The organism is Pseudomonas sp. BIGb0278, from assembly GCF_024809895.1.
Taxonomy (GTDB): Bacteria; Pseudomonadota; Gammaproteobacteria; order Pseudomonadales; family Pseudomonadaceae; genus Aquipseudomonas; species Aquipseudomonas shirazensis.
The window spans coordinates 775786-800519 of record NZ_JANUEL010000001.1 but is presented as its reverse complement, the minus strand read 5'-3'; the positions used below and the strand labels follow the sequence as shown (position 1 = coordinate 800519).

At 57.0% G+C, this 24734-nt stretch carries 36 protein-coding genes; 14 read left to right on the top strand and 22 right to left on the bottom strand.

Annotated elements, in window-relative coordinates; translation table 11 throughout:
• Positions 1-2: 2 nt before the first annotated feature.
• The 14 genes from M2396_RS03660 to M2396_RS03595 all read right to left on the bottom strand — a co-directional run bounded on the left by M2396_RS03660 (position 3) and on the right by M2396_RS03595 (position 9014).
• A complete protein-coding gene (locus M2396_RS03660; RefSeq protein ID WP_259073206.1) occupies positions 3-191 on the bottom strand; it encodes a DUF2207 domain-containing protein in 189 nt (62 codons plus the stop codon).
• On the bottom strand, positions 188-1996 hold the full coding sequence (locus tag M2396_RS03655; protein WP_259073204.1) for a terminase large subunit: 1809 nt from the start codon (positions 1994-1996) through the stop codon (positions 188-190). The genes M2396_RS03660 and M2396_RS03655 overlap by 4 nt, the downstream gene beginning before the upstream one ends.
• Positions 1956-2285 carry a phage terminase small subunit P27 family gene (locus M2396_RS03650; RefSeq protein ID WP_259074218.1) on the bottom strand — a complete coding sequence of 110 codons (330 nt, stop codon included), beginning with the start codon at positions 2283-2285 and terminating at the stop codon, positions 1956-1958. The genes M2396_RS03655 and M2396_RS03650 overlap by 41 nt, the downstream gene beginning before the upstream one ends.
• Positions 2286-2558: 273 nt before the next feature.
• Positions 2559-2879 carry an HNH endonuclease gene (locus M2396_RS03645; RefSeq protein WP_259073203.1) on the bottom strand — a complete coding sequence of 107 codons (321 nt, stop codon included), beginning with the start codon at positions 2877-2879 and terminating at the stop codon, positions 2559-2561.
• A gap of 3 nt (positions 2880-2882) precedes the next feature.
• A complete protein-coding gene (locus M2396_RS03640) occupies positions 2883-3197 on the bottom strand; it encodes a phage holin, lambda family (protein ID WP_259073202.1) in 315 nt (104 codons plus the stop codon).
• A 64-nt stretch (positions 3198-3261) separates the two neighbouring features.
• Positions 3262-4218, bottom strand: coding sequence for a hypothetical protein (locus tag M2396_RS03635; protein ID WP_259073200.1), 957 nt, complete (start codon positions 4216-4218; stop codon positions 3262-3264).
• Positions 4219-4387: 169 nt separating this feature from the next.
• A complete protein-coding gene (locus M2396_RS03630) occupies positions 4388-5074 on the bottom strand; it encodes a hypothetical protein (RefSeq protein WP_259073198.1) in 687 nt (228 codons plus the stop codon).
• Between the two features lie 10 nt (positions 5075-5084).
• A complete protein-coding gene (locus M2396_RS03625; protein ID WP_259074217.1) occupies positions 5085-5402 on the bottom strand; it encodes a hypothetical protein in 318 nt (105 codons plus the stop codon).
• Positions 5402-6700: a site-specific integrase gene (locus M2396_RS03620; protein ID WP_259073197.1), complete on the bottom strand. Its 1299-nt coding sequence runs from the start codon at positions 6698-6700 to the stop codon at positions 5402-5404. Before M2396_RS03620 ends, M2396_RS03625 begins: the two co-directional genes overlap by 1 nt.
• The gene (locus M2396_RS03615) at positions 6697-7122 is read right to left on the bottom strand and encodes a VRR-NUC domain-containing protein (RefSeq protein ID WP_259073196.1); all 426 of its coding nucleotides are present in this window, start codon (positions 7120-7122) and stop codon (positions 6697-6699) included. The genes M2396_RS03620 and M2396_RS03615 overlap by 4 nt, the downstream gene beginning before the upstream one ends.
• On the bottom strand, positions 7119-7415 hold the full coding sequence (locus M2396_RS03610; RefSeq protein ID WP_259073194.1) for a DUF1364 domain-containing protein: 297 nt from the start codon (positions 7413-7415) through the stop codon (positions 7119-7121). The genes M2396_RS03615 and M2396_RS03610 overlap by 4 nt, the downstream gene beginning before the upstream one ends.
• Positions 7397-7609, bottom strand: a complete 213-nt coding sequence (locus tag M2396_RS03605) for a hypothetical protein (RefSeq protein ID WP_259073192.1) — start codon at positions 7607-7609, stop codon at positions 7397-7399. Before M2396_RS03605 ends, M2396_RS03610 begins: the two co-directional genes overlap by 19 nt.
• Positions 7606-8289: a replication protein P gene (locus M2396_RS03600; RefSeq protein WP_259073190.1), complete on the bottom strand. Its 684-nt coding sequence runs from the start codon at positions 8287-8289 to the stop codon at positions 7606-7608. Before M2396_RS03600 ends, M2396_RS03605 begins: the two co-directional genes overlap by 4 nt.
• A gap of 11 nt (positions 8290-8300) precedes the next feature.
• Positions 8301-9014: a DnaT-like ssDNA-binding domain-containing protein gene (locus M2396_RS03595; protein WP_259074216.1), complete on the bottom strand. Its 714-nt coding sequence runs from the start codon at positions 9012-9014 to the stop codon at positions 8301-8303.
• Positions 9015-9264: 250 nt separating this feature from the next.
• Between M2396_RS03595 and M2396_RS03590 the strand changes: the two genes are divergently transcribed.
• On the top strand, positions 9265-9759 hold the full coding sequence (locus M2396_RS03590; protein WP_259073188.1) for a hypothetical protein: 495 nt from the start codon (positions 9265-9267) through the stop codon (positions 9757-9759).
• Positions 9760-10111: 352 nt separating this feature from the next.
• On the opposite strand, the gene M2396_RS03585 is transcribed toward M2396_RS03590, so the two are convergent.
• On the bottom strand, positions 10112-10348 hold the full coding sequence (locus M2396_RS03585; RefSeq protein ID WP_259073187.1) for a hypothetical protein: 237 nt from the start codon (positions 10346-10348) through the stop codon (positions 10112-10114).
• A 113-nt stretch (positions 10349-10461) separates the two neighbouring features.
• On the opposite strand from M2396_RS03585, the gene M2396_RS03580 reads away from it, so the two are divergent.
• Together M2396_RS03580 and M2396_RS03575 are read left to right on the top strand one after the other, a co-directional pair.
• Positions 10462-11304, top strand: coding sequence for a S24 family peptidase (locus M2396_RS03580; protein ID WP_259073185.1), 843 nt, complete (start codon positions 10462-10464; stop codon positions 11302-11304).
• Positions 11305-11400: 96 nt separating this feature from the next.
• Positions 11401-12552 carry a hypothetical protein gene (locus tag M2396_RS03575; RefSeq protein WP_259073183.1) on the top strand — a complete coding sequence of 384 codons (1152 nt, stop codon included), beginning with the start codon at positions 11401-11403 and terminating at the stop codon, positions 12550-12552.
• Between the two features lie 52 nt (positions 12553-12604).
• On the opposite strand, the gene M2396_RS03570 is transcribed toward M2396_RS03575, so the two are convergent.
• Positions 12605-12928 (bottom strand): DUF1654 domain-containing protein, encoded by a 324-nt coding sequence (locus tag M2396_RS03570; protein WP_259073181.1) that lies wholly within the window; start codon positions 12926-12928, stop codon positions 12605-12607.
• Positions 12929-13419: 491 nt separating this feature from the next.
• Here M2396_RS03570 and M2396_RS03565 point away from each other — a divergent pair, with 491 nt between their 5' ends.
• The 6 genes from M2396_RS03565 to M2396_RS03540 all read left to right on the top strand — a co-directional run bounded on the left by M2396_RS03565 (position 13420) and on the right by M2396_RS03540 (position 16361).
• Positions 13420-13725: a hypothetical protein gene (locus M2396_RS03565; protein ID WP_259073179.1), complete on the top strand. Its 306-nt coding sequence runs from the start codon at positions 13420-13422 to the stop codon at positions 13723-13725.
• Between the two features lie 151 nt (positions 13726-13876).
• On the top strand, positions 13877-14260 hold the full coding sequence (locus M2396_RS03560; RefSeq protein ID WP_103437451.1) for a response regulator transcription factor: 384 nt from the start codon (positions 13877-13879) through the stop codon (positions 14258-14260).
• 17 nt (positions 14261-14277) lie between these two features.
• On the top strand, positions 14278-14538 hold the full coding sequence (locus M2396_RS03555) for a hypothetical protein (RefSeq protein WP_259073177.1): 261 nt from the start codon (positions 14278-14280) through the stop codon (positions 14536-14538).
• Positions 14535-15083, top strand: a complete 549-nt coding sequence (locus tag M2396_RS03550; protein WP_259073176.1) for a helix-turn-helix domain-containing protein — start codon at positions 14535-14537, stop codon at positions 15081-15083. Before M2396_RS03555 ends, M2396_RS03550 begins: the two co-directional genes overlap by 4 nt.
• A gap of 88 nt (positions 15084-15171) precedes the next feature.
• Complete coding sequence (locus tag M2396_RS03545; protein WP_181106607.1) at positions 15172-15519, top strand: hypothetical protein; 348 nt, start codon at positions 15172-15174, stop codon at positions 15517-15519.
• Between the two features lie 26 nt (positions 15520-15545).
• Positions 15546-16361 (top strand): YfdQ family protein, encoded by an 816-nt coding sequence (locus tag M2396_RS03540; protein ID WP_259073174.1) that lies wholly within the window; start codon positions 15546-15548, stop codon positions 16359-16361.
• 109 nt (positions 16362-16470) lie between these two features.
• On the opposite strand, the gene M2396_RS03535 is transcribed toward M2396_RS03540, so the two are convergent.
• Positions 16471-16830 (bottom strand): hypothetical protein, encoded by a 360-nt coding sequence (locus M2396_RS03535; RefSeq protein ID WP_259073173.1) that lies wholly within the window; start codon positions 16828-16830, stop codon positions 16471-16473.
• 77 nt (positions 16831-16907) lie between these two features.
• On the opposite strand from M2396_RS03535, the gene M2396_RS03530 reads away from it, so the two are divergent.
• Positions 16908-17546 (top strand): hypothetical protein, encoded by a 639-nt coding sequence (locus M2396_RS03530; RefSeq protein ID WP_259073172.1) that lies wholly within the window; start codon positions 16908-16910, stop codon positions 17544-17546.
• Between the two features lie 76 nt (positions 17547-17622).
• Here M2396_RS03530 and M2396_RS03525 read toward each other — a convergent pair whose 3' ends face one another.
• Positions 17623-18474 (bottom strand): hypothetical protein, encoded by an 852-nt coding sequence (locus M2396_RS03525; protein ID WP_259073170.1) that lies wholly within the window; start codon positions 18472-18474, stop codon positions 17623-17625.
• 175 nt (positions 18475-18649) lie between these two features.
• On the opposite strand from M2396_RS03525, the gene M2396_RS03520 reads away from it, so the two are divergent.
• Positions 18650-19519 carry a hypothetical protein gene (locus tag M2396_RS03520; protein ID WP_259073168.1) on the top strand — a complete coding sequence of 290 codons (870 nt, stop codon included), beginning with the start codon at positions 18650-18652 and terminating at the stop codon, positions 19517-19519.
• Positions 19520-19523: 4 nt separating this feature from the next.
• Here the strand turns inward: M2396_RS03520 and M2396_RS03515 are convergent, their stop codons facing one another.
• Complete coding sequence (locus M2396_RS03515; protein WP_259073166.1) at positions 19524-20222, bottom strand: hypothetical protein; 699 nt, start codon at positions 20220-20222, stop codon at positions 19524-19526.
• A 348-nt stretch (positions 20223-20570) separates the two neighbouring features.
• Here M2396_RS03515 and M2396_RS03510 point away from each other — a divergent pair, with 348 nt between their 5' ends.
• Positions 20571-20927 carry a hypothetical protein gene (locus M2396_RS03510; RefSeq protein ID WP_259073164.1) on the top strand — a complete coding sequence of 119 codons (357 nt, stop codon included), beginning with the start codon at positions 20571-20573 and terminating at the stop codon, positions 20925-20927.
• On the opposite strand, the gene M2396_RS03505 is transcribed toward M2396_RS03510, so the two are convergent.
• Positions 20917-21144: a hypothetical protein gene (locus tag M2396_RS03505; protein WP_259073163.1), complete on the bottom strand. Its 228-nt coding sequence runs from the start codon at positions 21142-21144 to the stop codon at positions 20917-20919. The genes M2396_RS03510 and M2396_RS03505 overlap by 11 nt on opposite strands.
• Positions 21145-21311: 167 nt before the next feature.
• Positions 21312-22112 carry a DUF2971 domain-containing protein gene (locus tag M2396_RS03500; protein ID WP_259073161.1) on the bottom strand — a complete coding sequence of 267 codons (801 nt, stop codon included), beginning with the start codon at positions 22110-22112 and terminating at the stop codon, positions 21312-21314.
• 116 nt (positions 22113-22228) lie between these two features.
• Between M2396_RS03500 and M2396_RS03495 the strand changes: the two genes are divergently transcribed.
• Complete coding sequence (locus tag M2396_RS03495) at positions 22229-22792, top strand: hypothetical protein (RefSeq protein WP_259073160.1); 564 nt, start codon at positions 22229-22231, stop codon at positions 22790-22792.
• Positions 22793-22865: 73 nt separating this feature from the next.
• Here the strand turns inward: M2396_RS03495 and M2396_RS03490 are convergent, their stop codons facing one another.
• Positions 22866-23699 carry a hypothetical protein gene (locus tag M2396_RS03490; protein WP_259073158.1) on the bottom strand — a complete coding sequence of 278 codons (834 nt, stop codon included), beginning with the start codon at positions 23697-23699 and terminating at the stop codon, positions 22866-22868.
• Between the two features lie 100 nt (positions 23700-23799).
• On the opposite strand from M2396_RS03490, the gene M2396_RS03485 reads away from it, so the two are divergent.
• A complete protein-coding gene (locus tag M2396_RS03485) occupies positions 23800-24723 on the top strand; it encodes a DNA cytosine methyltransferase (protein WP_259073157.1) in 924 nt (307 codons plus the stop codon).
• Positions 24724-24734 lie beyond the last annotated feature (11 nt).

The window sequence follows — 24734 nt, the reverse complement described above, 5'->3', positions numbered from 1 at the left end:
GCTCAGCCCCCCTCGGGAGTACGTTTGGGTTGGATACGGGCGGCGGCTTTGTCAGCCAGCCATGCCCAGCCGATCAGGCCGAGTCCCGAGATGATGAATGCGCCGGGTACGTAGACCAAGGCGACCCCATAGACCAGCAGGCCGAAACCGACCAAGCCGGCCAACCAGGCAGCAATAGCAATGATGTTCAAACGCCGACTCCTTCGTCGTAGATAGATGAGCCGCTGCTGCCAGCCGAGGCCGAACCACTGATGCCCGTCGCCATGATCGACGCGATAATCCCGTCGATTCTGCCGGTCGCCTTTGCTTTGTCAGCCTTGCGATTGTTCGCCGGGTCAGAAACGATTACAGCGTTACCCGCACACCAGGTCATGACGGGGTTGCCGTCATGCCGCAATGACTCCACCGTTTCGGCAGGCAGGGCATCGTCAAAAAACTCCGATGAGGCATCGTCATCGTCACCAGGTAGTTCGGCCATCCCGAGCAGACGCCGCTCGAACTCGTCCACTGCCGGCCCCATATCCTTGAAGCCCTGGCCAAATTCGACCAGCGGGGGCAATTCGATCCCGTACTCCGTCATCAGTTGGCGCATGTCCTCGATCCGCCACCGGTCAAAGGCAATTTTGTCCACCTGGAAAAAATCGCAAATTGTTTGCATCCGGCGAAGTACATGCAGCTTGCTGATGGCGCGCCCCGGTGTTGTTTCAAGGTCTCGCGATTTAACCCAGGCCGCATACGGCACTTTGTCCCGGGCCTCGCGCTTATCCAGCTCGTAGTCAGGGATCCAGAAGTAAGGTAGTAGCCGCCATTGCGGATCCTCATGGGTTGGGTAGAACAGCAGAACAAAAGACGTCAGGTCGGTGGTGCTGGAAAGATCCAGCCCACCTACACAAGGCCGGTTACGCAGAAGCGACATCGGTACGCGCTCTTCCGCCTGGCTCCAGACATCCCATGAGATCCAGGGCGATTCGGCCCCCGTCCACTCACAGAAATTCAGCCGACGCACCATGGCTTCTTTGCTCGGCATCCCTCGCGCCTCCGTTACCTGTTCGCGGAGGTACTTCATGCCGGGCAGATCGGCGTCCTGCAGTGACGGATTGGATTTGAACCAGCAGCTTTCATCCTGAATGGGATCATCGCCTTCATCCAGGGAGCAGATGTAGGCAAAAAAACCATCGTCGACGAGCGCCCCAGAAGCCACCCTGGCGCCGTATTCGTGATACTCCCAGCACGGGCCGCGCTTGTTCGAGCCGCTGTTGGTGATCATGAAAATGAGTGCTTGCTTACGGCTCTTGGTGCCGGCTCGCATCATCTCCACGACCAGGTTGGTTTTGTGTTCGTGCACCTCGTCGATCAGCGCCATGTGCGGCCTGGGGCCGGACTGGCCATCGTCCGAGCTGATCGGCCGGAAGAACGAGCCGGCTTTTAGGTAGGCGAGGTTCCAAATGTTCTGACCGGTGCCGCTGCAGGCCAGACGCTTGGTCAGCTCCGGCGACTGCTGCACCATTGCGACAGCATCGCGGAACAGGATCATGGCCTGATCCTTTTTGGTTGCAGCTGCGTAGATCTCGGCGCGGGCTTCGTTGTCCCCAACCAATCCCCTCAATCCAACACCTGCAGCCAACGGCGATTTGCCCGAACCCTTGCCGCTTTCGACGTACACCACTCGAAACCGCCGATAGCCGTCACTGCCTTTCCAGCCGAAGATGCTGCCGACGATGAATTTCTGCCAGGGCAATAGCTCGAACGGCTGCCCTTCAAACTCGCCGCCATTGAGTTTCAGAACTGCGCGGTAGAAACGTATTGCCTTGTTGGCCTCTTCACGATCCCAGAACAGCCCGCGCTTTGGACCTTCCTCCAGGTCGCGAAGGTGCCGAGCGCACGCATTTCGGATGTCCGGCCCTGCGATTCGCTCGCCCGAATGTACTTCTCTGGCGTACTGGGTCGCAGGATCGTCAACCGAAGTGCTCCGCGAGCGGGTCTTCTTCGTCGTCATTCTGTTTTACCTGGACTTTGGAACGGGCGGCTGGAGTGAGGCCGAACTCGACCAGGTAGCTTTTGAATCGACGATCAACGTCGGCGAGCATGGCAACGGCCGGGTTTGCCTTGAGCACCACTTCACCTTGGGTGCTGGTGGTCTCGTAGGTTCGCCCCTGCGCGTCGACGATTTCGCGCAGCGCGAGGATTTCGGCATAGCAGTCGCACAGCCGCTCGAGGGCAAAGCCGTCTGCCTCAGTGAGTACGCCCATGCGGTCAAGTAGGACCGTCAGACGCCCCCAGGCCACCTGGGCTTCGTTCGTCAAATGCGCCGGGGCGCTGGGGATACGCCTGGCGGGCTTGGGTTCGTTCTTGTTGATTGCGCGCTTGCCCGGGTTGCCCCTGACAAGCTTCAGCTCTGTCGGGGTGGGTCGTCTCCCGGCCATTTTTTGATCCCAAAAAAAATCATTTCATTTCGCGGCTGTGCGCACGGAGAAGGGCGAACGGTCAAGAAGTTATTGCGAAGAAACATTTTCACCCCCCCTGCCCCTGGGATGGGCCCCAGCGCCGCCCGGAAGGCCTTAGGAAGGCCGATTCCAGTGGTGCCGGGGGTCGAGCGGCCTACCGCTGACTTCGCACCCTACCTCGCGCCCTGACTTCTCCAGGCGCTGCTTGTAAGAACTGTGGCAGTTGGTGCATAGCGCCTGCCAGTTGGTGCGGTCCCAGAACAGAGTCATGTCACCGCGGTGTGGCGTGATGTGGTCAACGACTGTGGCTGCCTTGGTTAGGCCCGTCTTTTCGCACCTAACGCAGAGCGGATTCTTGCGTAACCACCCCGCACGGGCCTGCTGCCATCGATAGCCGTATGGGCTTGGATTTGTGCGTGCCTCAGCTAGCGACATCTGTCACCCCTGTGCTTTGCGCGATAGAAACAAATCGGAGTATCCGCGCAGCTTCTCCACTCCCATGAAGCCGACAGCACCGCCTGCGAAGGTGGCCATGCCCTGCGGCAATCCCATCCACTCCAGCAGCGGCACCAGGGCCAGGGTGATGAGGCCGCATAAGGCACCCTCCAAGAACATCTGTCGGCGTGTGCCGCCTCCGTACACGACGCGCAACACTGCAATGCCTATAGACAAGCCGGCAGCAAAGAGCTGCGGCTGGTGGGCGGCAAGCCATGTCATTACAACAGCCCAAAGTGCTGGGTCTTTTTCATTCATGTTGTTGCACGCTCAGAAAAAGGCAAAAAAAACCCGCATCTCTGCGGGCTTTCCGAAATTTCATTCACTCATCTTCATATAGCAACCCTAAGGTCGGAGTGCCCACGATACTAGCGGACACCAAAACTTCTTTTTTGAATGAAGCCACCATAAATAGCTTCACTGGTTTCTCTTGCCGGAAAGCAGCCTGAATTTCATCAAGAACTTTCCCGGCCTCCTCACTCTTATAAAGATCGACCTTTATCTGACCATAAACAGAATGCTCTAGGATCAATTTCCACTTATGATCCGTAGTGTGAAGCTTTATCACATGGAAAGAGTCATCAATACGTCGCTTATCTGACAACGAGCGCGTTCGGCGGTTCAGGAACTCGATATCTGTCCTCGTCAGCACTGACTTACCGAGCTTCATCAGCTCCGCATCGTGCGCCCCTTTGATGACCGACAAAGCAGACTCGGTGACTTCCTTGTTAATTTGAGCGAGTTTGACATTGCTTTCTACAACTTCCTTAGCAAAGTCCAGCCGCTGCTTTTCAGCTGCTGTTTCACCAGTTGTACGAATTTTAGTAGCAGCCAAATAAGTTAAGCTTGCAATAACTGCAATGCCGAGCACCGTGATAACTATCTCTGTCCCACTCATATGGCTCATCGCCTGCTGCGCAATTAAACTGAGCTGCTTCGCCAAATCACTCGAAATATCCGAGCTGCCCTCTTTTACTTCAAAGGTTACATCAAGTGCTTTCCGATCATCGTCAGTCAAAGATTTCGATGTATCACTGTTTGACACCAGAGCGAAAGCTTTGTTCAGCGCCCCCTGGTACTCCACAAGCCCTTTCATCACCCCTGCGGGGATGGTGCTGTGGTATCTATCGCCTTTAACGTTTATATCCAGGGTCGGCCACCCTGAAAATGTTATCAGCACTTCCTTGCCTTTGAACTCGCCATTCCGTGCGCGATACAGGTGCTCAAATGCTTGAGCCTCGGAAGTGATTAATATTCTAAGCGGCTCTCGTTCGTCCATGTGTATCACTACCGTATCGAAATCGCGGCAACCATAACCCAAGAGATGGCCAATCGCCATAAAAAAACCCGGCTTAGATAGCCGGGCTGTTCGCTACATCCCTCAACAAGCGCAGGAATGACAGGATGGAGTTAATTTCGCTCAGTCGCTCACTGATGTCAACAGTTATTCACGCAGCCTCTTCCATCAGCAGGCCCTCAGCTTCCAGGAGCAACCGAACCTCGGCCATAGCGTCGTCAATCAGGCCGTCAAGTTTTTCGTTGATACACTGCCTCCATCTCCGGCGAGTCGGCTCTGGCGTAGCATCGACGTCCCAAGTATTCATGTCGTAGAAGCTGTCCGGCAGGATGATCACATCCTCTTCGAGTGCCTCGATGCGCTTCTTTGCGGCATGGCCGGCGGCGACCGCAGCATTCATGGTGGCCTCGCGGCGCCATGACGAAGCATCCAACGGGATGTTCACCGAAACAGATTGCGGGGCCTTGCGACGCGCTCCCTTGAGCTTCGGAATGGCCCAGGCAGTGACAGCCTTGTAGATGAAGAGTGTCGGCGCCGGGCTCGCGATCAGCGGCCGGACCAACGTAATCGCCTGAACCTTCTTCGCCTTGTTGGTGCTGTACTTGGCGACCAAGGCATCCCAGTGCCGCCCCTTGAGCATGCGGTGCAGGCGCGCCGACAACCAGTAATCGACCTGGGTGCGGTCGATACCGCCAGAGCGGCCACCCAGTGACGCCAGGCAACCACCCTCCTCCTCTGCCGACTTGTAAAGCTTCTGCCAGGCCTGGGCCTTCGCCGATCCCTTCTCGCCCGCCGCCAGAGCGGCAACTACCGCACCCGATACGCTGCTGTAAGCCATGTCCTTCCCCTCAATCCCCGGTGTAGTTGGTGCCACCGGCGCCGCGCCGGTTGCTTCCCTGATATCCCGCCTCGGGCCCGCCGGCCTGAGGTCTTTTCAACTGCTCGAGCTGCCGTATCGCGGCCTGCAACCTCATGCTGAGCTGGGTCACCAGGTCATCCAGGGCCAGGGCCTCGCCTGTTGCAGCCGCTACCCAACCCGAGGCGCTGCAGTGGTCGCATGGCAGTTCGTAAAACACGCCCTTGACAACCGCTCTCCCACGGCACAAAGGGCACTGAGCCAGGTCGATCATCGGCTTCTTGAGGGCCGGACCATGGCTCTTTCTCATCATTTCGAATCCTCGCTAGTAACAAATTCAGTAAGGTGGCCCGAGGCCTCGCCGATAGTGGCCTGTAGCGAATTCTGCGGGATTTCAAATAAGGCCTCTGTAAGGCCGTGGATGGTTGCGAAACCGATCTGATCAAGCCACGCGTGCCACTTCTCCAGTGCCGCCCGACGCTGCTGCATGGCCTGGGTATGGATGTAGGTGCTGGCGATCTTGCCGAGCGTGTGGTTCAGCAACATCTCGCCGATGTGCCCGTCGATGCCGAGGTCGGTCCAAGTTGTGCGGGAGACCTTGCGCAGGTCGTGGCTGGTCCAGGCGCCCCGCCCCAGACGAGTGAACACGGCGCTGGCCTGGGTCTCGGTCAAGGGCTCACCACGGCGATTCGGGAACAGGTAGGCACCGTCATAGCCTTGAGCCTGCAGGATCGCCCGGTAACGGGTCAGCAATGCCTTGAGTTGAGCAGTCAGCGGCAGGCGGTGCTCGATGCGGGTCTTGGTGTGCACAGCGGGAATGAACCACTCGGCGGCCGCCAGCGATACATCCGCCCACCGCGCCAAACGGGTCTCACCGATTCGGGTGCCGTGGCTCAGCATCATCAGGGCCAGCATGGCGTCACCCGGGGTCATCGCGAATGCCTGGGCCAACTGCTGCATCAGCTCAGGCAACTGCACGTCACGAAGGTGCGCCGCCTTGGGCAGGATCCTTGCCTTGGTGAAGTCACTGAATCGCATGCCGGCCATGGGGTTGCCATCGATCATCCCCAGCTTTGATGCTTGGCGAAATGCGGTAAGCAGCAGCGCGAACATCTGACGCAGATAGGACAGCGACACCTCAGCCTGGCACGGCCACATCAGGTGTTTATCCAGAGAGTCAGCGGTAATGCGCGCCACGGTCAGGCTTTCCAGGCGCGGTTTCAGGTGCTGGGCAATGGCCGAACGGGCGCCGGCCTTGCGCTTCGCAGAGAGCGAGCGGTCCCGCGACATACGGTCGCCGTACCAGTCCAGCAGCTGACCCACAGTCACCATGCCAGAAGCTACCAACGCGGTGGCTGGATCGCATAGCAGGCGCTGACGGATCGCAGGCAGTTCAGCCACAACCGCGGCCACGCTCAGGTCCGGCCAGCGGGCGATCGGTACCCAGCGCTTGCCACGCACCAGATGCCAAGTGCCACGGTCGCGGCTACTCCAGAAGCGAAGGTACAGACCGGGATGGCGCGGGTCGCGTAGGTCGCGCACCGACCTGTCAGCACCATGCCGGCGAATCTCGGCCTCAGTGAGCTTTACAGCCCGCGTCGAGTTCATGCAGCCACCGTGGCGGGCAGCAGCAGATAGGCCCGCAGTTGCTCCATGGCGTCGAAGTGCCCACGGCAAACGATGGCCAGGTAGCCCTGGGCATTCAGCCGGCGCAGGCAGTCCTTCTGGCTGATCGAGACCGGCGCAGGTTCGACGGTCGCCTTGAATTCGATGTACAGGCCGAAGTAGCCGCCGCGGGCCATCGGCAGCACCAGGTCAGGGATGCCGGCCTTTACGCCCTGAGCCTTGAGCTTGGCGGCAATAGCCTTCACCCGATGACCGCCGTTCGGGACGTGGTAGATCAGCTCGAAAACCTCAGGGTAACGGAGCTCGATTTCCCGCATCAGGGCGGCCTGCTCTTGGCCTTCGCGGTCGACGGGCCTGGCGCGTGGGACGCGCGGCTTAACTGAATGGATACCGAGCGGTTTCATGCGACCAGCACCCCTTCGTTGAGGAGTGCAGCCTGTGTACGCATTACGCCCTCTGCGTGGTACTGACGGGCGGTGTCGCGGTCGACAGTGCGACTACGGCCGTCGCAGGCATCATGGCAGGCGCTACAGCACCAGGCGCCCTGCATGTCGTGCGGTTTCCTGCCGGCGCCACAGGTGCCAGCCGAACGATAATGTGCGAGCACGGTGGTTTCCGGATTGCCGTTGCACACCTCGGGAATGCGCACCTGGCACTCCCGACCGCGCGCGGCCTTGGTCAGTTTCGATTGCCGCATGGGCTGTCTTCTCCGTGAAGATCGATAATCGTGTACGCGCTCGGCCACATGAGTTGGCCATGGGCGATGGCCAAAGCCTCATCCCGGTAGAGCGCGATGGGTGGGTGCTCGGTGACTGCAAGGCCGAACAGATCGCCACGGCAGTACAGGGCCCAGCGGTACTCGACGGGGTCGGGCGCTGGCAGCTTGATCATTGGCCTGCCATCCGGGCGCGGAGCGCGGCCAGTGCGGCGTGACCAACTTCCGGAGTACTGCGTGTCGCGACCTCGGCCGGAAGAGCCAGCGGCATCTTCTGCAGCGGCTCGCCAGCCACCAAGCGGCGTACTGCGATCGTGTAATTGCGTTCGAAAAGCTTCAGGCTCAGGTCGGTCGCGAGGCGGTTCAAGCTTTCGAAACCGCCCTCTTTCGCGGCGTGCCACACGGCGTCATGCGACCATTTGGCCTGGCCGGCCATTGAAGGATGGGCGTTGCGGCACGCCTCTCGGAATGCAGCGGCCAGTGGGGGCAGGCCAAGCATTTCAGGGGATGGCTGGCACCATTCGATGAACTTGCCCGGCGCGGGAATGAACTCGCGACCAGATTGGCGGCAGCGCATCAGACCGAACTGCAGCTGCTCCGTAGTGTTGATTCCTGCCTCGAGGAAGGCGGTCAGCCATTGCTGCTTGGCGGCCTTGTAAGTCGCCTCATCTGGCCAAGCCTGCTTCCAGGCACTGCAGATCGTGCGCAGGTCGCGGAACAGGTCGTTGATCACGGCAGCGGTTTTTCGGTTGAGTTCAGCCTTCACGTCAGCCGGGATTGAATACTCTGCGGGGATTGGCTGCCCCGACTGGACTTTGGCCCAAAGGCCATGAGCGACCACAGATACCTGGTTCATTCGCTGCCCCTCTAGTCGATCCATGTGGTGTCTTCATCATCGAAGCTGCTGCTCTGCCCACCGTCAGTGCGTGGAGTTACAGCGCGAGCTGCTCGAGCAAGATCGGTCTTCACCCAGTTGACCAGTGCTGCCAGCCACTGCTTCTCAGTGCGGGCAAGGCCCTTCGCATCGTGGTGGAGTACGAATCCCGACATTGCGTCGGCGGTGAAGTGATCGAGAGTCAGACCGGCCCGAACCGCGTAGGCTTTCAGTTGATCCTGATCTGGCGTCCAGTCGAGTGACATTTCGAAAGGGTCGCGCAGAGAGTGAGTAGAATGGTTAGTTAACGTATTGGGTGCAGCTGCTGCACCCCGTTCTGCGTTTTCCTGCACCCCGTTCCGCTGTGAGCTGCACCCCGTGCGGTTTCCTGCACCCCGCTCAGGACGAGGTGCAGTAGATGCACCCCGCTTTAGCTGAAGGTCATAGACCACCGGGCGACGATCGCGGCGGTCGATGTAAGCTGCAGCGATGGCCTGGTTACCCTCTACAATCCACCCGCCAATCGATAACTCATCCAGTTTCAGGCGTACCGTGCGCTCAGAGAGGCCCGTGTCCAAGGAGAGGGTTCCAGCAGAAGGGAAAGCCCCGCGGCCGTCGCTGCCGGCATAGTTCGCAAGACATAGAAGCACATGGCGCGCCGCAGGGTTTTCCAGCGAGGCCTTAGGAATGGCCAATGCCCAGGTCATAGCTTGAACACTCACCACTGAGCTCCTTGCGCAGCATGGCGCGACAGACTGGTGAACACAGGCAAAGCTGATGCAACAGGCTGGGTATTGCCTGTATCGATTGCGGACTGCATAATCGACCTCGTAGTTGTTTCAGAAGACCGCCCTGCCAGGCGGTTTTTTTATGCCCGCAGTTCGGGCGTTATTGGTGTCCGGCGCATCCGTGGTAGCTTTTTGCTTCCACACGAAAAGCCGATCGGAGGCCGGACATATGAAGCTGGACAGAGACCTTCAAAAGCGCATTCTTAACGCCTGCGCAGCCCACTACCCTCGCGCACTGCCTATGGAAGAGTGGGACGCGGATTTTGATGCGCTCGAAGAGCAGTTGCTCGCGGCAAACCTGGTATACCTTCACCAGCATGGCCTGTTGAAAGAGGCTGTCCAAATTGGGATGGGCGGCGACATCCTCTTCAATGTTTCGGGTATGTGCTGCACTGAGGCAGGGATGGATTTCATTGCCGATGACGGCGGCCTGAGCGCCATTCTCGGCACGGTTACAATCAAGATTCACGAGGACACCCTCCGTGAGCTCCTGGAAAGGAAAATCCTTGAGAGTGACACTGCGCCCGAAGAGAAGAGTCGCCTCGTGCAAGGTCTGAAAGGACTCTCCGCCGAGGCCATAAAACACCTGACACTGAAACTATTGGATGAGGGACTGGAGCGTTTGCCTGGAGCAGTTGCGCTAGTTGGTAAGTTCCTTCCGTAACGCACCTTGGGCTGCTGGCTTCTGAGCGTTCGAACTTCGCATATCCCAGCAGCTCACTCGTCCCGCCAGCCCCAGTCCAAAGCTCAAGCCAAAAAAACGGAAGCTCAAGACCGGTAATCGAAGGGATCAACTCGGTACTCAGCTGCGAACAGCGGCCAGCCATCATGACCAGCACTGCTTGTCCCTGTGAAATCCTGTCCATCCACTCTCTCCTACTGGTTACATTCACAGGTGTTTTGGTCATCTACTGGCGCGACGCGAGTAGACGAATAATTGGTTTCGCGGTCAGCCGTTCAATTGCAACAAGTCCGCGACTCAACACGCTAATCCGCGCGACCCATCGGCTTATGGACTACACGACGCCATTGAGCGCTTTGCGGGCAAACGGGATGAGATCAGGGCGCAATCCGGCGATTTTTATCTCGCCGCCTGATGCATCCTGAAGTCGCTCAGCGAGGTCGGCAGATGCCTTTCGATGCCCCCCTGCCAGCTGCCAAAGGTGGCCGACGGTGGTGTTTGCGCTAGAAGCTACCTGCTGCCGCCGCTCACTCGTGGCGCCGCCCAACCAATCACGGAGGTGATCATTCATGAGGGTTCTCCTTACACATAAATCAAAATTTAGCTCATGGCTAATTTCTAAGCAAGGAGATTTTAGCTTTGCGCACATTTAGCAGAAAGCTAAACACTGGCATTCTTCGCTCCATGGATATCTACGAGATTCGCAAGAGCAACCTGGTCAGGCTGATCGGCAACCAAAGGAAAGGATCCTGCGCAGAGCGCTGGGGGATGGCCCCTGCCCATTTGAGCCAGATACTTTCGGCCAAGACGGCGAAGAATTTAGGCGATGACGTGGCCAGGAGAATTGAGGAGGTCGAGGGCTTGCCGAGAGGCTGGTTCGATTCGATCCCTGCAACTGAAGAACCTCCACTCCATTCTGAAGCTCCGGACAGCAGGCTTTCAGCCGCTGACTTGGTCAAGCAAATGCTCGCCAAAAGCGGTAAAGGCATTTCCGAAGAAACGCGGCAACGGTTGCTTGCGGCGGCTGAAGAGCCATCTAGTGCAGCGGACTGCGGCGATCGCGGAATCTTGAAGGCAGATCTCAATCGGCCTGGGCTGGTGGGCGACGAGGTGTGGATTGCCCACTACGATGTGCGTGGCGCCATGGGTGGAGGTGAACAAACCCATGATTTTCCCGAGATGCTGCAGGACGTACGCGTCAGCCCTAGGCATCTGCGTGAACTGGGCGTGGAGTTTAAAGAGCACTACCACCTGAAGCTCGTTACTGGATGGGGACAGTCCATGGCGCCGACGATCAAGAACCGCGACCCGCTGATAGTCGATGTCAGCATCCGGGATTTCATCGGCGACGGAATTTATTACTTCTCCTGGGGTGGTTATGAGTACATAAAGCGGCTGCAGATAGCGGACGAGGAGTACTTTGAGATGATCTCGGACAATCCTAAGCATAAGGATCGGATGATTCGCCGGGATGAGACCTATATCCAGGCTCGGGTGCTTCTCGTATGGAATGCTCATTTGGTTTGAAGCATGCTTGAAGAGCGAGCCCGCTAAGGTGGGCTTTTATGTCTAGTGATAGCTTATAGCCATAGTGGTAGGATTGATTTTTTCACGGAGATTGTCATGCGCAGGGTAAGTGCCGCATTACTGCTTTTAGCTATAAGCATAACATCTGGTTGCTTCAAGAATGAATTGAGCCCTGAAGAGAAGGCGCTCGTTGACAGCCTTCGCACAGAGCTAAAAGCGACCCAATCAGAACTCAGTGACGCGAAAGCAAAGGATGCAACGCTGTCGGGTGGGCTTATGAAAGCCCTAGTTGGCATCCGTGTCGAAATACTCGGGACCAATGTGGGCTTACTGGAGCAGCGCCTCAATGCTCTCCAATCCGGATCCCCCATTAAACAAGTCATACAGGTCAGCAGTGCTGACCCGGAGCTGGCTAAAAAAATTGAGACAGAAATCTCAGTCTTGAACGACGATCTGGTTAAAGCACGAACCGATGCGGCCGTGAACGGAGGATTAGTCGGTGTGATGAAAGCTGCAGCCGTGGCCACCAAAGAGCAAACGCTTGCAATGCTGCAGCAGAGGTACCTAGTTGCGAAATACGGTTTGAGTCTTCCAATGCCTGCAGCGCAGGCGCTGCCCGCTACTGCTGAGGCCGCGCCCAGCGCTCAGGAGAGCTCGACGCTTTCATCCGCGGGGAAGCAAGCCCCTGAATTACCTGCAGGCAGTGGACCTTTTGGCCTAGAGGCCGGATTGAGTAAAGATCTGATTGAGAGAATGACCGGGCAGCTGCTTACCGTAGCAGATGAAGCTCAGAGCCTCTACATGCTAGATTCTCCACCCAAACCCAACGACGCCTTTGAACAATATGGTCTTGTCATTTCCCCAACGGTCGGGCTGTGCGAGATCCGCGCTGTAGGTAAAACAGTCAATACCAACGATTACGGGCACCAGTTGCGCGACGCGTTCGATGGCCTGCAATCGGCACTGACCACCGTCTATGGAAAACCCCAGGTGCTCGATGCTCTTATGCCAGGGAGTATCTGGAAGGACTCTCGAGACTGGATGATGTCATTACGAAAGAAGGACCGCTCGCTGATTGCAGAATGGAAATCGACTCAGTCAGCGCCTCTTAAAAGTGACGTAAAAAGCATCACCATGGTTGCCCGCGCTCAAAGCACTGATAAAGGCTACATAGTGGCTCAATATTCTTTTGCTAACGAACCCACGTGCGAAGCTGAAGAAAATCAGCGAAAAACTGGTTCGCTTTGAAACCTCTAGTAGCATGAAAGCCCGCCTTACTGGCGGGCTTTTGCATTGAGCTTCAGAATGGAGCCTCCTCCGCCAACTTAACCTCGCTGCCCTCCTCAATTATGAAGTCGTCGCGCTCCTGAAGGGCGCTTCGCTCCCACCTCACCGTGACGCTTCCGTTGTCGCTGAACGTCAAATCCAGCTCTGGCGTCTCGGCCAGCAGTCCCATCACCTCCTCCCAGTCCGCCGGCCCATCCGTCTCGAGGCGATGGATCGTTACCCAGCGCTGTGTTTGTGCCACCGGATGATTAAGCATCGATGAAACCCTCAGACCTAACCGCTCTAGGCCCGTCATTTCCTGAGGCTGCTGCGGTGTCGACATCTTCTGTTTAGCCATATTCCCTCCTTGAAAGCTGTATATTCGTACAGTACTTGAGGAAGCTTATCTCACTGCTAAATCGAGCGTAAAGCCCCAAATCGGAATTTCTCTCCAGAGCAATTTACTACCCAGCGAAAATAATTTAGCTCTGAGCTATTGACTGAATTTTAGCGTAAGGCTAAATTTAACCGCATGCAGTCACTCTTAGATTGCAGAGGCCCGGACGGCTCAACGCTCTTTACACAACCAGACGTGACCACCTCGACGCACCCAAGCCATCACCTGGGTCGGGACAAGCTAAGTCGTCGACCATGCAGCCTCTGGATAGCTGCCGGACTCCGCCATCGGAGGACGCCAAACCATGCAGCCAGCCGGGAAGAACACCGAATACGAAATGTGTGACCCGGCCAGGTGGGGATAGCCGCGGCAACGGCATGGGGCGGAAGCAAGATTTCACTGGCTGGCCTTGGCAACAGGGCCAGACGGGAAATCAACCGAGGATCAGCACCATGAACAAAGAACAGGCCTACGACGAGAAGATCAGCCCGCTGATGCAGCAGATCATCGCCATTACCCGTGAGCACGGCATCGCGATGGTTGCGAGCTTCGATATTGCTCACGATGGCGAAGGGCCAAACGGCGAGGACTGCTCCAGTCTCACCTGTACCACCCACTTGCCGGATGGTGAGGCGAAGCCCAACAAGCGCTTCGCTGAGGCCGCGCAGGTCATCCAAGCCCGCAGCCATCACTGCTCCGTGATGCACCTGACCACAGAGCACGCAGATGGGTCGAGAACACTGACGGCCGTCATCTGAACACCAGCACCGCGTCAGCCTGACGTTAACTGCCCGATCCACCTGGTTCCCCATCACCAGGCTGCATCTGTCGTGGCGCTCGCCCTCCCCTTGGTCCGGGAGGCTCACGGCAGCGAGCGTCACGACCAATGCAGCCCACCGAGGACACTTCATGGAAACGATCACCTGCGGCTCATGGATTGGCCAGCTCGGCAAGGCGCTGGCTCCCCGCGAGCTCGAAGCAATCCTGTGGGTGGCCCAAGGCCTCACCACCAAAGAGATCGCCCGCCAGATGGCGGTCAGCCCGGGCACCGTGGCTAACCGCATTGAGGCCGCGCTGTTCAAGCTGGAAGCCGGCAGGCGCATCGAAGCTGTCACCAAGGCAATGCGCCAACAGATCATCAGCCCGCTCTGCATCCTGCTGGTCGGGATCATGGCCATGCACTCAGCAGTAAACGACGGCGACCCTATTCGCCGCGATCGCCGAGCGCCCGAGCGGCGCACCGCCCAAGTTCGAATCGTTCGCAGGGCTGAGGCCTTCGAACTTCACGCCTGACCCACCGAGGAACACCCATGCAAACCATCATGCATCCTGCGTTTCAGGAAAAGCTGGCTGTGCTCGCGGCTCTGCTCGAGTACAGCCGCACGCTGCGGGCTGAGACCCGTGCGAAGATCGGCGCGCCGAGCTACCAGGTGGTCAGCAAAGGACCGGCTTGGGATGTGGTCGACATGGCCACCGACTCGGTGCTGGGCTTCGCATTCAGCTATCAGGCCGCTCTGCGCTTCGCCTCAGCGATGGAGGCCGGCGCCGCCAGCAAGAGAGGCCTGCAGTGATTGGCCAAAACATTCCGGATCAGCGCCAGATCGCTCGCGACTGGCTGAGTTCGAGCGTCGATAGCTTCATCGTCCATGGCGGAACAGTGGAGGTACTGCCTGGCCCCGGTCATGTGCCGCTGCCCGCCCGCCGCGAACCAGGTCAGCTCGGCGATGCTTCCCGTAAGCCAGTCAACAAGAAGACAGCGGCGCGCCTCAAGCGAATTGCAGAGATTCGCGAGCTGGCCAAAACGATGACCTATGCCCAGGCAATGGCTCACACAGGCATCTGCCAGGGCGTTCTGGTGCGCTATGCCGCTGACGGAGGCTTCAAATTCCAGCCTGACCCCCGGCGGGGAAAGGGCAACCTCGGCAGAAAGCTCAGCGACCCCGTTGAGGACAGGAGAAAGGCCGAGAAGCTCGTTGCCTACCGCGACGCGGGCCTGAAAAGGAAAGACGCCGTCGAGCTGCTGGGGATCTCCTACAAGCAGCTATCTCGAATCCTGCGGGAATTCAATCTCACTTTCCCAACGACCGCCGAGAAGAAGGCGAATCGAAAGCTATGAAACGCATCACCGCGCGCGTTCGGCACGGCCGTCGCCAGCAGCACATCAATCTGCCGCCAAGCGGCATCGCCCATCAGGAGACGCCTCAATGTCCAAACCAACTGATACCACCGAGTTCCTGCAAGAGCTCAACGGTGGTGCATTCGCTAGCCAGATCGGCCACGCCCTGTCGGAAGTAGCGGCTGGCGTAGTCGACCACGGCAAGGCCGGCAAGATCACCATTACCCTGGACTTCAGCCAGATCGGCGACTCCCACCAGGTGAAGATCAAACACAAGCTCGACTACAAGGTGCCGACCAAGCGCGGTACCCGCAGCGAGAACACCAGCCTCGACACGCCGATGTATGTCGGCACCGGCGGCAACATCTCGCTGTTCCCCGAAAAGCACGACCAGCTGTTCACCCGCGATGAAGCACCGGTCCACCCGCGCACCTGATCCCTCCCACAGCAAGGAACCTACGCATGTCACTCACCAAAGAAACTCTCGAACTAATTCAAGAAACCGCCATCGCCGCAGTCGGCCGTGACCTGCCTGCGCTGGGACCGGTCGTAGTGGTCCCGCAGAACTTCAACGTGGTCGATCTGGAACGCTACCAGGAAGGCCGGAACCGCTTCCGTGGCACCTACTCTACCCATTCGCTGGCCGACTTCAGCGCCTATGTGGTTGAGCGATCCGCTCCGGACGCCCGCGGCTTTATCGATCAAGACGCCATGAGCTGCATTGCCCTGTTCAACATCGGCACTCCCGGCCAGCCCGGCCACGCCGACGACCGCGCGGTGCTGCGCCTGAAAGCCTCGGCGGCATTTGCTGCAGTGCAAGCCGTGTGCGGCCAAAGCCTGGCCCAGAAAGCGATGAGCGACTGGATCGAAGACTGGAACCAGCACCTGACTGCGACCGATGAGAGTGGCGCCACCATGTCGATCGCGAAGGCCATCGCCGCAGTGCGCACCATCACCGTCAAGGCCTCGTCCGAAAGCGATCACGCCGTCACCGAAACTCGCGCAAGCCGCAGCACCATGGATGCAATCGAGGCCAGCAGCAAGGAGACCTTGCCGGCATGGCTGGACTTCAAGGTCATCCCGTTCGAAGGCCTTGGCGAGCAAGTGATCCGCTTGCGCGTGTCTGTGATCACCAGCGGCTCGCAACCTGTGCTGAAACTTCGCTGGCTCGGAGAGGAGGCGCAGCGCGAAGCCATCGCGCAAGAGTTCAAGGCGGTGCTTGAAGAAAAGGTAGGGACTGATGCTGCTCTGTCCCTCGGTACCTTCGACGCGAAATAACTTTAGACTCGCGTCACGACACCAACAGTCCGTCGTGGCGCGAAGCTGAAGCCGTAAGAGCATATGATTCAGCAGGACCCGGGTGATGAGGTATTTGCACCAAATACCATTACCAGTCGCGCCTAGACCCTTCAGCAAGAGCTAAAGCATCCGCAGCATCATTGATGGCTTTTCTCCCAAGGTCTCCAGACTCACCATCCAGGCGATAGATGGTCAAAAAGGCCCCAACACGAGTGCAGATCCAGCTGCTGCCAAATGCATCCTCCTCGCCCACCTCAGAGTTGAGGTGTTCACAGTAGTCGGCAAGCTGGCCGTCGTGCATTGCCAGTGGATAATTTGGCTGGACGCTAGTGATGAAGCCCTCATCCTCCAATTGCTGAAGATGAATAGCCACTGTTGCTGCTTGAACTACCACGTTTCCTTTGTGAACAAAATCCGCCACGATAATTTCCTTTGGTAACAAAGGCATACGAATACCTCATCCCCAACCAAATTGCCACCATGCCGCATCCGGCCACGGAGGGCGGCGCATGCATGGAGAAAGCCATGACTCAGTTCTACCTGCAGGACAGTAAAAGCCATGTGGGTGACGGCATGACGTTCTGGGCGAAGGAAGGCCGGGGCTACGTGACCAACCTGGACCAGGCTGAGCTGTTCACTTTTGAGGAGGCATGCCTCCACCGTGACACGGATATCCCCTGGCCGAAGGAGTACATCGATGCCAGGGCGCATTACGGCGTCGACTGCCAACTGATGGAGGAGGACAAGCGCATAGCGGGGCTACAGCCCGGCGCCCGCGTCTACGTGCACGTGCCAGGCGACTGGAACGGGAACGATGTCTACTGGGTCAGTGAGCAACGCGGCAAGTTGACCGAGAACCTGCAACAGGCCATCAGCATGGTTCTGGAAAACGCCCAGTTCACATATGCCCACCACGCCGGCCAGGGCAAGCGAGTATTCTGGCCGGCGGCCTACATCGAGAAGATCCGCCGGCGCCTAGTACATCGCCAGAACGTCGATCATAAGCTGGCCCTGCGCGTGGCCGGCTTGAAGATGCCCAGCCCGCCCACAGTCGCCAAGCGCCGCGAGCCGATGCTCAACTGCTCCGGCTGCGGACGCTTCATCAGCTGGGATGGCCGATTCCTGAACAATTGCCCAAACTGCGGCGCGAACAACTGCCCCTGACCCTCCGGTGCTGCTCGCCAACTCGAGCCTCGCTGTTCAATCACGGCGCCTGGGCATTCAGAGAATTTAGGAGGGTTTAACGACGATTGTTTGCCAATATCTGCACAAACTCATTTATACGTTGACTGCCTTTTGTTTCACCCTTCAAAGTCCAGAATGTATACTGCGTGACATTATTCAGTCTTCGCGCATCAGTATGAATATCCGCCGGAACTGATGTCGATACAAGAACGCCATCGATCTTCTTAGCCTTAACTGCGCCCTGGAGCGCCCAGCGGTGCCGTTCAATAAATTCGTCATTAAAACGCGACAGCCTTCTTAAACTAGCTTCCGCATCGGCCTGCGACAGAATTGTATCTGCCGGAGTGAGATCATCTAAATTAAAGGCCACGATACCATTGCCTCCAGACTCAATCACTTGCCGAACTCCTTTTTTTAACTGAGTATCAACATTTTTGTCCGAATAGACTTTTTTGCACGCTATGGAGTAGGAACCAAAGCTCATATCAGCAATTATGTCTGGAGGATCAATAAGCCGAGATGTAATCGCTGCCTTACGCATAGAATCCGCGAGGGCCAGCTCCCATAGCGCGTCTTTCCCCCGCGATAGAGATCGACTTCCTCTTGCCATATCGCTTTTAGCCATATGAATCAGCGGATTGCGTACCCCCGGATCATCCTTTAGATTTATTATAGCCGAGTTAATTATATCCGCATAAAGTAGATTGAGGGCCATCTTGAAATCTAGCTTCTCTTCCCCCTCCTCCCAAAGCGCTGCCACTTTAATTGCATCCTGAAATATCTTATGCAAAACACTCGACTGACCGACGACTATCTCGAGACTTGACAGAACACCCTTAGCAACAAGTACGGACTCAGCAACATCGCTATATGTTTTAGTTTCATTTATAGATGCAAAAGAAGGCATGCTAGCTCCATGCAGCAAAATTAATACCTAATGTTGCATAATACGATCTTTTTACAGCAATTTAAACGCTTCCGAAATCTCTTAAACGCTGACCGTGCTTGGTAAGCGGCAAAGATATCCCTTTCTCAACGATGAACGCCCCCCTGAGAGGGCGGCGCCTGCAATGGAGAATGCCATGAACCCCTACCAGATCAATGGGCCGGCGCAGATCGGCGTCAGTGGTGGCCGGACCAGCGGGCACATGCTCTGGAAAATCCTAGAGGCCAACGGCGGCAAGCTCCCGGCAGATGTGCACGCCTTCTTCCAGAACACCGGCAAGGAGCGCGAGGAGACGCTGGTCTTCATCGAAGCCATGGCCAAGCACTGGGGCGTTAACATCGTCTGGATGGAGTGGTGCCGGGTATACGGCCAGCCGGACGACGCGCCCTGGTACAAGATCGTCGACTTCGAGACAGCCAGCCGCAACGGCGAGCCCTTCACCATGATGCTCGAGTATTACGAGGACTACCGGAAGGCGGAGAAGAACCTTCCTGCAGTGCTGCCGAACTTCAGCAACAACATGTGCACCGCCTACTTGAAGGTGAAGATCGGCGAGAAGCACATGCGCGCCCTGGGCTACGATGAATGGGATTGCATCGTCGGCATCCGCTACGACGAACCGCGGCGCTACAGCCGGATGATGACCGCCAATGAGCGCGGCAGCGCGCGGTGGGACAGCGTCTGCCCCTCCTACGTCGCGGGCGTCATCAAGGAGGACGTGGCGGCTTTCTGGGCCGATCAGCCTTTCGACCTGGGCATGGATTCGGATTACGGCAATTGTGACCTGTGCTGGAAGAAGAACGAGGCCAAGCTGATCAGGACCATTCAGGAAGATCCGTCCAGGGTTATCTGGTGGTCTGGTACCGAAGAGCGGTTCGGCCAGGTGTTCCGGAAGGACCGCCCTAATTACCGCTCGCTAGCCTGGTCGGCCGATCAGCGCGCCAGGCAGGTAGATTTTGACTTTGACTATTTGGCAGAAGACATCGACTGCTTCTGCGGTGATTAATCAATTACACGGGAGCGAAAAGATCGGGGCGAATCTGTCGCATACCACTTTGGAAATCAGCATCAACTTCCTCAATTTCAGTATAAGCCTTCATGGAAACACTGAACACCAAACGCTGAAGTGCATTTCTCCTCTCGTTCAGTATACCTGCCTGGCCTTGGAGTATCTCCACACCCTCTGCAATTCTCGCTATCTCATCACGATTGGTCATTCCGTCCATAATCTTGATCGCTTCAAAACTAGCTCGGTAGTTAGACTCGATATCTCTAACCACTGAATGCTCAATCTTGTCGATCATATCCATTACAACTGACTTTCTATTATCGACTCGTGCCTTTTGCGCATCTGCTGCGAGTGAAGCTGCTTGAGACACCTGTGACCTGAAAGTATCATCCTGAATCCTAATCATCTCTCTTTGCAGCAGAACTGTTTTGAAGACGGTTATCAATGTCAGCACGGAAACAATAGGCCCTAAAACACCACCAAAGTAACTTCCAAAATCAGACCAGTCCCCTGACTCGGTAGAAAAATCACCGGGAAATTGAGTTCTGTATGCGTAGAAAACTGTAAATAGTGCAGTTAGCGCGAGCACGCCAAGAGCTAATACCAACTTGTAGTCCCTAGACTCCCGTTCAGAGCTTGAACCCATCATATTTTTCGCCGTCCATGAAGTAGCCAATCTAAAAATAATCGTCTCACACAAGGTATCCCCATGCCCACAGAAAACGCGGAGGCCGCATGAAGCCCATCCCCCGCTCCTACTCCCGGCCCCGAGTCGGCATGCCCCAGTTCACTTTATCCAACGTATGCGACGAGTGCGGCGGTAGTCGCGCCCACGGCAACCACAAGGCCTGCTCGAAGGAGCGACAGGCAACGTATCAATCGGAGAAAGCAGCTGCCCCGAATCCTGCGCGGGTTCGACCTGGGCTTCCCAACGACCGCAGAGAAGAAAGCGAAGCGAAAGCTATGAAACGAATCACCGCGCGCGTCCGGCACGGCCGGCGCCAGCAGCACATCAATCTGCCGCCCAGCGGCTTGGGAGGTATCGGCCATGGCCGAGCAGAATACCGGAGCCTCGAAGCACTCTGCGGACTACCGGGCCCGCGAGAAAGCAAAGGCCGAGAAGCTGGGCATCGAGGAGGTGACAATCACGATGCCGGCTGGGATCAAGAAGGCGTTCGCGGCCGAGCTCAAGCGTCACGGATACAAGCAGGTGCAGGAACTGTGGCAGGACATGGCCTTGTCGTGGATTGCGCAGGAGCCTGAAGAGCGGGCGCGTCGCCTTGAACGACCTGACGCGCCAGCTTTTTACATATCTCCAAAACTGGCGCGCCAGTTTAATGAAGCCAGCATGGCCGAACTTCACTGCGACCCGGACGACGAGGCTATACCGCCAGCTAGTCCTTGAAAGTCACGGCCCCCTCACCAGCGCGAGCGATGCTAATGAGGTTGTGCTGAAGAATTCCTGATGCGTTCGTCAACGTCAAGGTTGCGCCGCCGCGCTTTGCGCACTTGGCGAGATCTTCTAGGTTGTGTTGCAGGCGCACAGCTGCATTCAGCTCAAGCGATGCGCCAGCTTTCAGCAAGTCTTCCAGGTTGTGCTGCAGGAATTTTTCGAAGCTCATTCCGATCTCCTTATGACCGGCCCCATGCCGATCACCCGTAATACCCCATACCAAGCCAAATTGCCATCATTGATGGTCAGTGGACAGCTTGCCTGACAGCAGAATCATTGATGAGTCGCATCGAACATCGGCAGCCACGGCCGCGCTCCGGAATTTATACAACTCCGTTATGCTGGACGGTAGGGAATCGGAGACTTAACAACTTTGATGGCCTTTTCCAAGCTTCTAAGATGGCCTAACTGCTGAGCGTACTCAAGCATCGACTCATAAGCCATATCTTGATACCTCATCGGCCCGACGTGAATAGCATCCACGCACTCAAGTGGCAATTCAACTTCAATAAATGGAATCAACATGTCACTTCTCACACGATACTGAACCACATCTGCGTGCTCTGACCTGGAGTCCAAAAGTAAACGCCACTCCTTCTCCTCAGCGAATCCAGAGTGTTTTATGCTTGCCAGGACCTTTACCAAATCCATGTAACTTTCTGCGCCTCTAAATTTAAGCTCACCGGCATATGTGCGCTGATCCCTGCCGATTTCTCTTAATGCTTCCACCGCTTTGGAAAACAGTCGGCTTTTTGCTTCCTTATCATCATATATGCACCGCGTCAGGAATACATCCCATTTATCTTTGCTGATCTCTATGGCATAAGACCCGTAAGATCGCCATTGACTAAGCAAGTCTGGGGCCGCGCTGAACGACATTGAATATAGGGGATGTCCAGAGAACTTATTCTCCAACAGCCCGGACAAACCATTTAATACATGTGCGCTTGAGGTTTCAGCGTAATCCTCGCTCAATCGATGAAGAAAAGTTCCATTCTGCAAGTCAGCGAGCAACATCTTAGTCGCATGGGAAACCTCTTCTGAATCATTAAGGAATCTCATGTCCGTGAGTCTCATCTTACCAAACTCTAGGATCGCCTTAACCGCAGAAGCGTCAGTGTAATGAAACAGCTGCATTCAATTTTTCCATAGTAGGGCCCAGCGGCATGCTGGTCTCCTATTTACCTCATATGCATCTAAATTGCCACCATGCCGCCACCAGCACGGAGGGCGGCGAATGCATGGAGAAAGCCATGAGCACCAGCTACCACTACAAAACCACCTCCCCGGCTGTGCTCGACGCGCTGCGCGCCTGGGATGAAAAACTCAAGGCTTTCCACCTCAAGCGCGAGAAGCTCGCCGAGGTCTTCGGCGGCCCAGGCTCACCGATGTACAGCGGAAACGACAAGTACGTCGGCGGCGTCAAGATCAGCGCCAGCAAGGAGATGGATGTCCACTGGTGCCGACCTGACGACCACGGCTACCGGTCGCTCCGCAACGCCCCGAAGATACCCAAAGGCACCGAAAAACCGGTCCGGGCCGAGATCAAGGCGGAGCATGCTCGACTGCAAGCGTTGTGGGTCGAGCACTGCCCGGCACGAATCAGCGCCGATGACACATGGAAGGCCATTGGCCTGGACTGGGGAACGATCTGGCTCAGTGGCGGGGTGTTCTTCGAGCTGGAGGGCACCGTGTACCTGCATCTCGGATTCAAGCTCAGCGATGAGGGCGACCAGGTGGAAGGCGCCATGGAGATCATGGCAAGCGAGCTTGATGCTGCGCGCCAGCAAATCCTCCAGCAACGCAAAGCCGCCTGACCCGCGATGCCCGCCAGCGCCTTCCCCTATTCAACGATAACACTTCGACAGGCGTTGATTCATTCAAACCGATTTATGCTGGCGGACTTGCAGCACCCGAGTTATCTTGAGCCTGCAGATGTCTTGTGACCAATGCGCATTTATGTAGGCTGTCCCGCCATTCTTTCAGGGGGTCCTCCAGCAAAATATTTTCGCCAAATCCCTTGTACTTTAGAAGTATCGAGTGAACTGCAAATCTCTCATTGAGGATCGAGAAGTAATATAGAAGCAGTCGTTCAGCTTCTGTCATCTGCGACTTAATCACACCAATAGCAAATCTCTCGAAATCATCTCCTAATTTTGAATTACGCGAAACATACTCTAGCAGTAGAACCACCGAACTTATATAAACTTCAAAGCACGCAGCAAACTCCTTACCCAGGAATCGATACTTACTTTCAAGCGCATGATATCTATGCATATCACTCTCAAATTGACCTGACACCCCGATCAATACCCGACTACAAAAAACACTCCACATTTCCTCAGTAGCAGCTCTACCCTCGTAAACAACGTTAAGGCTTTTATCGACATAGTGTATAGGCGTGTATGTAACACCCCTCGCACTTGAAGCGACCATATCAAGCAGATTGAAGAACCGCTGCTCGCGCTGCTGCTCCAAGTAGCGCTTATCGGCTAATTCTCCCGAGTCAATTTGATGCCTAAACGTAATTAAGAGCGCTATAAAGGCACAAAACGAAAGAATAGGATTCAAAACCCCGCCAAAATAGTCGCCGAACTGCCCCCACATCTCATTATTGGCAACCACATGGGTAGAGAACGCATCGACATAACGCCAGATTACGATCCCTACCACCGACGCTACTGCAGCTACAGCAGCCAAAATATAACACCACACTCTGTCCAAACCTGTACTCCTGCTAGGTATCTCGGAATTCAGCTCCGTTTGCTGTATTTCGTTGAAAGCGGCGGCATTAGATCATTACATTTCAGTAGGCGATATCCCTATGACTACCGCAATTGACCTGTTCGCCGGCCTCGGCGGATGGAGCACCGGCGCGCGCGCCGCAGGCGTCCAGGTTCTCTGGGCGGCAAACCACTGGCCAGAGGCCGTTCAATGGCACAGCGCCAATCACCCCGATACGCAGCACGTCTGCCAGGACCTTCACCAGGCCCGCTGGGAGCAAGTGCCAGCGCACGACATCTTGCTTGCCTCCCCCTGCTGCCAGGGCCACGCCAAGGCGCGCGGCAAGAAGTCGGGCAACCCTGAGCACGACGCATCGCGCTCGACGGCCTGGGCGCCGGTATCGGCCCTTGAGTTCCACCGGCCGCAGGCGGCAGTGATCGAGAATGTGCCGGAGTTCACCGACTGGGTGCTCTACCCGGCTTGGTTGCAGGCTGTTCAGGCTCTGGGGTATCAGGCGGCGCCGCACATCGTCGACTGTGCCGACCTCGGAGTGCCGCAGCACCGGGGACGCCTGTTCATGGTGCTGACGCGCAGCAAGACTCCGCTGATGCTTCAACTGCCTCAAGAGCGGCATGTTTCGGCAGCCAGCTTCCTCGACTTCGACGCCGGTCGCTGGTCGCCGATCGAGAAGCCCGGGCGCGCGCAGGCCACGCTCGACCGGGTACGCAATGGCCGCCAGCGCTTCGGCGACCGATTCATCATGCCCTACTACGGCAAAGGCTCCGGCACCACCGGCCGCGACATCAACCGGCCGATCGGAACCATCACCACACTGGACCGCTGGGCACTGGTCGACGGGGACCGCATGCGGATGCTCGGCGCTAGCGAGGCGCTGGCAGCAATGTCGTTCCCACCTGACACCCTCCGCCCAGACAGCCACCGGCTGACCATGCATATGGCCGGCAACGCAGTACCACCATTAGCCGGACAACGGATCATCGCAGCGCTACTAGATTGCGCTTAACTTAGAGCACT

Bases quoted from the DNA above. Each gene is read 5' to 3' on its own strand.
- M2396_RS03640 (WP_259073202.1), bottom strand. From the start codon at position 3,197: ATGAATGAAAAAGACCCAGCACTTTGGGCTGTTGTAATGACATGGCTT.
- M2396_RS03635 (WP_259073200.1), bottom strand. From the start codon at position 4,218: ATGGACGAACGAGAGCCGCTTAGAATATTAATCACTTCCGAGGCTCAA.
- M2396_RS03530 (WP_259073172.1), top strand. From the start codon at position 16,908: ATGACTCAGTTCTACCTGCAGGACAGTAAAAGCCATGTGGGTGACGGC.
- M2396_RS03585 (WP_259073187.1), bottom strand. From the start codon at position 10,348: ATGAATGATCACCTCCGTGATTGGTTGGGCGGCGCCACGAGTGAGCGG.
- M2396_RS03540 (WP_259073174.1), top strand. From the start codon at position 15,546: ATGTCACTCACCAAAGAAACTCTCGAACTAATTCAAGAAACCGCCATC.
- M2396_RS03645 (WP_259073203.1), bottom strand. From the start codon at position 2,879: ATGTCGCTAGCTGAGGCACGCACAAATCCAAGCCCATACGGCTATCGA.
- M2396_RS03520 (WP_259073168.1), top strand. From the start codon at position 18,650: ATGAACCCCTACCAGATCAATGGGCCGGCGCAGATCGGCGTCAGTGGT.
- M2396_RS03610 (WP_259073194.1), bottom strand. From the start codon at position 7,415: ATGCGGCAATCGAAACTGACCAAGGCCGCGCGCGGTCGGGAGTGCCAG.
- M2396_RS03560 (WP_103437451.1), top strand. From the start codon at position 13,877: ATGGAAACGATCACCTGCGGCTCATGGATTGGCCAGCTCGGCAAGGCG.
- M2396_RS03600 (WP_259073190.1), bottom strand. From the start codon at position 8,289: ATGAACCAGGTATCTGTGGTCGCTCATGGCCTTTGGGCCAAAGTCCAG.
- M2396_RS03525 (WP_259073170.1), bottom strand. From the start codon at position 18,474: ATGCCTTCTTTTGCATCTATAAATGAAACTAAAACATATAGCGATGTT.
- M2396_RS03590 (WP_259073188.1), top strand. From the start codon at position 9,265: ATGAAGCTGGACAGAGACCTTCAAAAGCGCATTCTTAACGCCTGCGCA.
- M2396_RS03535 (WP_259073173.1), bottom strand. From the start codon at position 16,830: ATGCCTTTGTTACCAAAGGAAATTATCGTGGCGGATTTTGTTCACAAA.
- M2396_RS03510 (WP_259073164.1), top strand. From the start codon at position 20,571: ATGGCCGAGCAGAATACCGGAGCCTCGAAGCACTCTGCGGACTACCGG.
- M2396_RS03570 (WP_259073181.1), bottom strand. From the start codon at position 12,928: ATGGCTAAACAGAAGATGTCGACACCGCAGCAGCCTCAGGAAATGACG.
- M2396_RS03500 (WP_259073161.1), bottom strand. From the start codon at position 22,112: ATGCAGCTGTTTCATTACACTGACGCTTCTGCGGTTAAGGCGATCCTA.
- M2396_RS03630 (WP_259073198.1), bottom strand. From the start codon at position 5,074: ATGGCTTACAGCAGCGTATCGGGTGCGGTAGTTGCCGCTCTGGCGGCG.
- M2396_RS03505 (WP_259073163.1), bottom strand. From the start codon at position 21,144: ATGAGCTTCGAAAAATTCCTGCAGCACAACCTGGAAGACTTGCTGAAA.
- M2396_RS03605 (WP_259073192.1), bottom strand. From the start codon at position 7,609: ATGATCAAGCTGCCAGCGCCCGACCCCGTCGAGTACCGCTGGGCCCTG.
- M2396_RS03595 (WP_259074216.1), bottom strand. From the start codon at position 9,014: ATGACCTGGGCATTGGCCATTCCTAAGGCCTCGCTGGAAAACCCTGCG.
- M2396_RS03655 (WP_259073204.1), bottom strand. From the start codon at position 1,996: ATGACGACGAAGAAGACCCGCTCGCGGAGCACTTCGGTTGACGATCCT.
- M2396_RS03625 (WP_259074217.1), bottom strand. From the start codon at position 5,402: ATGAGAAAGAGCCATGGTCCGGCCCTCAAGAAGCCGATGATCGACCTG.
- M2396_RS03485 (WP_259073157.1), top strand. From the start codon at position 23,800: ATGACTACCGCAATTGACCTGTTCGCCGGCCTCGGCGGATGGAGCACC.
- M2396_RS03495 (WP_259073160.1), top strand. From the start codon at position 22,229: ATGAGCACCAGCTACCACTACAAAACCACCTCCCCGGCTGTGCTCGAC.
- M2396_RS03620 (WP_259073197.1), bottom strand. From the start codon at position 6,700: ATGAACTCGACGCGGGCTGTAAAGCTCACTGAGGCCGAGATTCGCCGG.
- M2396_RS03575 (WP_259073183.1), top strand. From the start codon at position 11,401: ATGCGCAGGGTAAGTGCCGCATTACTGCTTTTAGCTATAAGCATAACA.
- M2396_RS03615 (WP_259073196.1), bottom strand. From the start codon at position 7,122: ATGAAACCGCTCGGTATCCATTCAGTTAAGCCGCGCGTCCCACGCGCC.
- M2396_RS03565 (WP_259073179.1), top strand. From the start codon at position 13,420: ATGAACAAAGAACAGGCCTACGACGAGAAGATCAGCCCGCTGATGCAG.
- M2396_RS03545 (WP_181106607.1), top strand. From the start codon at position 15,172: ATGTCCAAACCAACTGATACCACCGAGTTCCTGCAAGAGCTCAACGGT.
- M2396_RS03580 (WP_259073185.1), top strand. From the start codon at position 10,462: ATGGATATCTACGAGATTCGCAAGAGCAACCTGGTCAGGCTGATCGGC.
- M2396_RS03555 (WP_259073177.1), top strand. From the start codon at position 14,278: ATGCAAACCATCATGCATCCTGCGTTTCAGGAAAAGCTGGCTGTGCTC.